The 7,525-nt window shown below is 34.7% G+C and carries 6 protein-coding genes; 1 reads left to right on the top strand and 5 read right to left on the bottom strand.

Features of this window, described 5'->3' with window-relative positions; translation table 11 throughout:
• Positions 1 to 55: 55 nt before the first annotated feature.
• From NEH74_RS08800 to NEH74_RS08790, 3 genes are all read right to left on the bottom strand, one after another.
• Positions 56 to 619 carry a hypothetical protein gene (locus tag NEH74_RS08800; RefSeq protein WP_055241384.1) on the bottom strand — a complete coding sequence of 188 codons (564 nt, stop codon included), beginning with the start codon at positions 617 to 619 and terminating at the stop codon, positions 56 to 58.
• Positions 620 to 731: 112 nt separating this feature from the next.
• Positions 732 to 2,093, bottom strand: coding sequence for a C4-dicarboxylate transporter DcuC (gene dcuC, locus NEH74_RS08795; RefSeq protein WP_070099767.1), 1,362 nt, complete (start codon positions 2,091 to 2,093; stop codon positions 732 to 734).
• Between the two features lie 130 nt (positions 2,094 to 2,223).
• Positions 2,224 to 2,604, bottom strand: a complete 381-nt coding sequence (locus tag NEH74_RS08790) for a zinc ribbon domain-containing protein (protein WP_055241386.1) — start codon at positions 2,602 to 2,604, stop codon at positions 2,224 to 2,226.
• A gap of 154 nt (positions 2,605 to 2,758) precedes the next feature.
• Here NEH74_RS08790 and NEH74_RS08785 point away from each other — a divergent pair, with 154 nt between their 5' ends.
• Positions 2,759 to 4,948, top strand: coding sequence for an ATP-dependent helicase (locus tag NEH74_RS08785; protein WP_055304629.1), 2,190 nt, complete (start codon positions 2,759 to 2,761; stop codon positions 4,946 to 4,948).
• A 36-nt stretch (positions 4,949 to 4,984) separates the two neighbouring features.
• Here NEH74_RS08785 and NEH74_RS08780 read toward each other — a convergent pair whose 3' ends face one another.
• Positions 4,985 to 5,137 (bottom strand): hypothetical protein, encoded by a 153-nt coding sequence (locus tag NEH74_RS08780; protein WP_172676248.1) that lies wholly within the window; start codon positions 5,135 to 5,137, stop codon positions 4,985 to 4,987.
• Positions 5,138 to 5,801: 664 nt separating this feature from the next.
• Entirely contained in the window at positions 5,802 to 7,454 is a 1,653-nt protein-coding gene (gene hcp, locus NEH74_RS08775) for a hydroxylamine reductase (protein WP_055304627.1), read from the bottom strand.
• Positions 7,455 to 7,525 lie beyond the last annotated feature (71 nt).

Here is a 7,525-nt window from a genome sequence, read left to right as displayed (position 1 = left end):
CGGGCGCACATAAAAAAAGAGTTAGTAGAACCACTTTTCTACTAACTCTTTCACGTTATTGACCTTTGACCATTCGTTCAAATGTTGTTTGATCACTATAGTCAATGTCATCAATTTCCCACTCATATAAAAAGGCCAACAGCGAATAATCTGTTTCTTTAATCATATTAAAACGAATATATTGTTGATCCATCGTTTTAATAATAATGGATGCTTTATTAAAGGTTTGTTCACCAATAGCTAATTTAATTTTCATACGATGATATTGATTCGTTTTAGCACAACAGTCTTCATAATAGAAAAATTTATAATTAGAGCTTTCTATAAAACGTTCAGATAAATATAACTTATTACGCGCATCATACTCCTCATCTTCACCTTGATCAATAGGATGACGCATAATAAGATTGACATGATAAGCGACAATCTCAAGTGGTGTCGGATGACAAAATGTTACATAATTTAGCAACGATAATACTAACGCCATCGCAACTAGAACCATCCAATAACACCAAACTTGATTAAATAGGATAGGCCCAACCATCACATAACGCAATAAGAACGCTAAAGCAACTAATAAATTATAAACAAATAAAAAGGTTCGATTGACTCTAAGCATCGGATTCCCCCCTCTATCTTGTACAGCCTTCATTCGTTTCTTTACTGCATTATATGAAAACGGGTGAAATATGTAACTGATTGTCCTTAATTACTAAGCATTTCACGGTGTACTAAAATAAGAGATACGGTAGGATAATTGATAATAGCATTCCAATAAGTACAGGTACAATAGTACGTTTAATTAATCCAACAGGCGAGACATTCATCATGGATGAAATAATAATAACAGTTGGCGATACAGGTGAAATACTTTTTACTAAATGAGAGACAAACTGCATCGGAATAGCAAGTAACATCGCATTCATCCCAGCAGACGCTGCAAAGCTCGGCATTAATTCTACGCATGCATAAAAGAGGGCCAATCCACTTCCGCTTAATAATCCGACACAAAGAGCCAATCCACAGAAGAATAACGTTAAAATTAATCCTGCTCCACTCAGCTGATTAATACTATTAGTTAACAAATCAATAACACCAATAATTTTTAATCCTTCCACAAACGTTAATGCTGCTACGACTTGAATCACAACTGTCGTTAACCCTACTCCCATTCCATCAAAGAAAACTTGAATCGATTGAACTCCTTTTTGCACTGATTTCAACCGAACCATCTCACAGAAGATACTAAAGAGGAACGAACAGAGCGTAACTTCAACCATCCCGACATTATCTTTCTTTAAAAAGACATTAAAAATAACCATTAATAATAGAGGTAACATGGGTAAGATTGAATATAGACGTGGAGTATTGAACGTGCTTCTTTCCTCTTGATTCACTAACATCTCCTGATTAATTGCTAACGCTATCTCTTTTTTATCCATATAACGTTGCCAGACATAATGAACAATCGCTAAAACTAAAATAATTGGAATAGAGGCTTTCGCATGATAATTAAAAACATAATCTGTCACTGTCATGTCTAAAGCCTGAGAGGCTAATAAATTATCGGCTCCTAATGGGGTGGGAGCAATCGTTGCTGACATCGCAATCACAGCTGCTACCCCAAGTGGCGAAATCCCAGCTGAGACTAAAATTGGATAAGCCGTGGCCATTAATAAAACAGATAAACTTGAGGCACTTGGAATAATTAATCCGAGTACATTTCCGATCAGATAAAATAACGGTAATAATAACGCCTTATATTTTAAATGTAATAAGGGGCGACTCAACATCTGAACCGTCATTTGATTCGCTCCAATTTGTTTCATAAACGCTGTATATCCAAACAGAAGCATCAAAATAAAACTGGCTCCTGTTAACTGTTTCGTAAATAATGTCCCAATGACTTTAAAGATATCAAAAAAAGCAATGCCACTACTACTTTCCTCAGGTAAAAGAGGTACTTTAAGTAAAATAGCACTTCCCATCAAGGCAATCCCGCTTCCAAACATCACCCATTTAATATCGAAATTCTTTTTAATGAAGTACCCTGCGACGATTAATATAATCAACGTGATACTAATAATCACCATCTAATCTCCTCCTCTGATTATTTTTTCTCCATAAGCAACCCTCATTATACTTGATTTCGACAAATTGTTCCACCTCTATCCATCTAAAAAACCCTTCTTAAGATTTATTTCTCTTTAGAAGGGCTTTTATTTATAAATGCCAATCAATTTGATCTGATTGAGGCGCACGACACTGAGGGCAATATTTTGCATTTTCATCCAATTCCGCCCCACAATTTTCACACGCTCGAATTTGTTTGACTTGATTGATTTGCATTTGTATTTTTCTAATTTTTGACTTTTGAAGAGAGACTTGATGAAAGAGTTCTTGAACAGTATCTGAATGTGTGATATCACTCACCTTATTTACATATATATACTCTCCAAGTTGCTCAAACAACTCATTTAACTCTAACTTTGCCGCATTCAACGACATCGTTAGCTTCCCAATTTCCAACCACTTATTTGTATGCTTAATTCCTGTTTCTGCTGTTTTACTAACTGTTTTCTGAAAATCATTCCAAAAAGCCATATCCTCACCTTCTTTCCTACTTTATCATATTATAAGAACAATTCACTGGGACCTCTTTTTGAGTGATTAAATTTCTTTACGCCGTGATTAGTCAAATCTTGAAACTTCTTGTATAATGAAAGAAGTTTAACACTTTTAAAAGGAGGCGCGTCTTATGGCCGATGAACTTACATCTTATTTATACGATCATTTTAAAATGACCTTAACCCCCTCTCAAAAAGACGCCGTGGAAGCTTTACATGGTCCAATCTGTGTGATTAGTTGTCCAGGTAGCGGAAAAACGACTGTCACAGTGATTCGCTTAGCAAATCTAATGGTTAAAGGAGGCGTTTCCCCTCAACAAATTTTGGCTCTAACCTTTTCAAAAGCCTCTGCGAAAGACATGAATGACCGATTTAAATCTCTATTTCCATCATTAGCAAATCACGTCAAATTCGCAACCATTCATAGTTTTGCTTTTCATATCATCCGACATTTTGAACAGATTAGTGGGACACGATATGAATTTATTGATACCCCTAATCAAATGACACATAGTAAACGACAACTGCTTGCTTCTATTTATCTTGAGAAATCCGAGCGCTATTTAAGTGATGACGAGTATGAGACGATAACAGGGCAAATTAGTTTATTAAAAAACTTAATGATTGAGCCCCATCAGACAAAGGAGATTAAAAAGTACGTCGAAAATGAAGTGGAGTTATTTATTCAGGTTTATAAAGCTTATGAACAAAAAAAAGAAGCTAACTTTTTCCTTGATTATGACGATTTATTAACAACAGCCTACCAGATTTTAATTCATCAGGCTGAGCTTCGTACCTTTTATCAACAACGCTATACGCACATTCAAATTGATGAAGCACAAGATACATCTAAAATTCAATACGAACTCATTAAATTAGTGGCGACTCCTAGAAACAACCTCTTTTTAGTCGGCGATGATGATCAAAGTATTTATGCCTTCCGTGGGGCTTACCCTAAGCAATTACTTGACTTTAAACAAACCTTCAAAGACGCAAAAATTATTTATTTAACGGAAAATTTTCGTTCAAGCCAAAATATTGTTAAGATGTCATCAACCTTTATTAGTCACAATCACGATCGTTATCCAAAAGAAATTAAAACTCCCAATCCCCCTTCTTCTGTGCCGGTTCTTCATCATTTTCAAACTGAAAAAGAACAATTTACCTATTTAATGGAACAATTAAAAGCAACCGATGATTTAAATGAGGTCGCGATTTTATATCGTCAAAATGTTTCAGCGATTTCGTTGATTGAAACGCTTGAGCGTCACCAACTTCCATTTAGACTCCAAGAGGGGAAACTTATCTTCTTTACTCATCCGATTGTCAAAGATGTGGTCGCTTTCTTCCATCTCGCGCTAAATCCAACAGATGCTGAAGCCTTTAAGCGTATCGCCAAAATTCTGTATTTATCTGCCTCTGTCGTTCAACAAACTCTTGCTCAAAGTGAGAGTGCTTATTTAGATTATTTGACACGTCAAGTTGCTTTCAAAACCGCCTTTCAGCGTGATAAAATCAGACAATTTAAATTAAATCTTCCAAAGCTTAAAGAGCTTCCTCCTAAACGAGCCATTCACTTTATCTTAGATACGCTCGATTATGAAAACTATTTAACGAAACGCGGATTTATTAAAGACGAGAAAGAACGTGTTTACACCCAAGGTCTAGCCGTCATTGAAACATTGAAAAGTATTGCGTCAGAAACTGGTGACCTTCATGAGTTTTTAAATCGCTTGTCCCATCTGTATCAGCTGAGTCATCAAAGTGCTCAGCAAATGACGCCTGCTATTAACTTATTAACCTTCCATGCATCTAAAGGTTTAGAATTTAATACCGTCTTCTTAATCGATTGTATGGATGGAATTACTCCCTCATCAAGCGCTTTGAATCAGCATCTCTTACACGAAGAAGAAGAATTTGAAGAAGAACGCCGTCTCTTTTATGTCGCCATGACACGTGCCCGCCATCAGCTTCAAATTCTGAGCGTTGCCAATAAGCACAACATGCTTTTTAACCGTTCCGTTTTTGTAAAAGATGTTCATCAAATTCTTCATCCAAAGTCAGCGACTGAATCATCACCACAGCCTAAACGAACAGCTAGTGGACGCTCGATTTCAGAACTAAAATCCATGAACTTAACGACTGCTGTTGATTTAAAGGCTTATCAAGTTGGAGTACTCATTCATCATCAACGATTTGGTGATGGAACCATTATTGATTTAGAAGGAGAAATCGCAACCATTCAATTTGAGCATGAACAAAAGCGAATCAGTTTAAGAATTACGGTTGAAAACGGGAATGTCTCGTTAAAATCATCATAAAAAAATGTCTATCCGATTATCGGATAGACATTTTTTTTAAACACGTCCAGCTTTAACATGCCCATGTTTTGCTTTTCCTTGAATCTCAGGAACAGGAGGCATATCATTTTTAGGATGTTTATTTTTTTTGTTGCTCTCTGTTCCATGTGGTTCACTTGGATCAGGACGTCGCATTCCTTTTTTAGCCATAATTATCACCTTTCTTTCGACAATATTATGAGCATTTCGCTATCTATCATACGTTATTTTAAACAGTGAAGTTTTACCTTTTATTTTTGTTTGCAATCGTGTTATATGTTATATATTTATATAAGGCTAAAAGGTTTTAACATAATTTCAACGGGAATCTTAACATAGAAAATAGTTTAATATAAGTTATTTTTAGATTTTTTGTTATAGATTACATATAGAAAAAATATGAATTATATTTCGCCATATATATTTACACTTTTTTCTAGTTTTTAAATTCTATTTAAATTATGATAAATATAGCAACAAGAATGGGGAAATCTAAACGATTCATTCAATACTTTTGGAAGTTCAAATCATAAAAAGAGTCATTTTTTCACCAACGAAGTATATTCAAGGACCAAATAAATTAGTCTATTTAGTAACGATCTATCTGTCCACTACATCGAAGATGCTCAATTTCATTATTATTTATTTTTAAATAGTAATCTCCGCGGTAGTTACCGAGACAAGTTGCTACTAAAAATGATACTATTCATCACATGCATTTGATATGACACTATACGATGTTTATTATTATGTGATTCTTCTGCCGATTAATTAAGACAAGAAACTTAATATAAAAAAACTGAAGGGAGACTTATAACTCCCTTCAGTTTTTTTATTATTCATTGATTAATAAAAACTTTTTTAAATCTTCATCAACACTTGAGATACCACCAATTTCGAATGTTTCAACTAAGAAGTTGACGATATTTGGTGATAAGAATGCAGGTAATGTTGGCCCTAAGTGAATTTTTTTCACACCAAGTGATAATAACGCTAATAAGACAATAACTGCCTTTTGTTCATACCAAGCGATATTATAAACAATCGGTAAATCATTAATATCTTCAAGTCCAAACGCTTCTTTTAATTTTAAGGCGATGACAGCTAATGAGTATGAATCATTACATTGCCCTGCATCTAACACACGTGGAATTCCATTGATATCTCCTAATTCTAATTTATTATAACGATATTTGGCACATCCAGCCGTTAAAATCACAGAATCATTCGGTAATGCTTGGGCAAAATCTGTATAATATTGACGTTCTTTATGACGTCCATCACATCCGGCCATTACGACAAAGTGTTTAATCGCCCCACCTTTTACTGCTTCAATAATTGAATCTGCTAAACTTAAGACTTGATGATGAGCAAATCCACCCACTAATTGTCCGGCTTCAATCGCTGTTGGAGCCACACATTGTTTAGCTTGCTCAATCACAGCTGAGAAATCTTTTGTTCCATCTTCTAACACAGGAATTACTTTAAATCCTGGATATCCTGTATTTCCTGTTGTATACACACGATCCATATAAGTTGAATTAGAACGTGGTGGCACTAAACAGTTCGTTGTAAACACAATTGGTCCATTAAATGTTTCAAATTCTTTTGTTTGTAAATGCCAAGCATTCCCATAGTTTCCTTTTAAATGCTCATACTTTTTAAGTTCAGGATAATAATGAGCTGGTAACATTTCACTATGTGTATAAATATCGATCCCCTGATCTTTTGTTTGCTCAAGTAATTGTTTTAAATCGTGTAAATCATGTCCTGTGATTAAAATTCCTGGACGTGTCCCTACTCCAATCTCGACAGTTGAAATTTCTGGATTTCCAAATGTCGTTGTATTAGCTTCGTCTAATAACGCCATCGCCTGAACTCCAACTTCACCAAGTGCTAATGTCATTGGAACATATTGCTCAAGTGTTAATTCATCATTTACTAATGAAGCCATAAATTCATGCGCTGCACTAAATAAAGCTTCATTTTTATAGTTTAATTTTTCAGCATGTGATAAGTAAGCAGCTAATCCCTTTAATCCGAATAACATTAACTCACGAATCGAACGAATATCTTCATCTGCTGTTTGATGAATTGCTAAATGAAGTGCTTTGTGAATCATTTCTTCTTTTGTTTTGACGTCTAGTTCATAAATAGCTGCTGATGGTAAGACGATTCCTTTTTCTTGAAGTAATGCTTTATATTGTTCACGATAATTGATACTTGCTTGAATACGTGAGACAAATTCTTCTTCATCAAAGTTTGCATTTGTAATCGTTGCAAATAATCCTTCAATCACAAATAAATCAATTTCTTCAGTATTAATTTCTAATTTTTTGGCTTCCACCGCAAGTGATGATAATCCAATTAACGAGTAAATAAATGTATCCATTAAGGCACTTAATTCTGGTGATTTTCCACAAACACCAAAGACCGTACATCCGATCCCTTTTGCCGCTTCTTGACATTGATTACAATTCATTTCCATAACTCTCACCTCTTAATCTAAATGACTGCTTCATTATAACGTCAGCTTTTTTAAAAAGATGTGAGGTACAT

This window comes from Turicibacter sp. GALT-G1, assembly GCF_025594995.1.
Classification (GTDB): Bacteria; Bacillota_I; Bacilli_A; order MOL361; family Turicibacteraceae; genus Turicibacter; species Turicibacter bilis.
The sequence above is the reverse complement of the archived record's forward strand: the minus strand, read 5'-3'. Positions and strand labels throughout refer to the sequence as shown.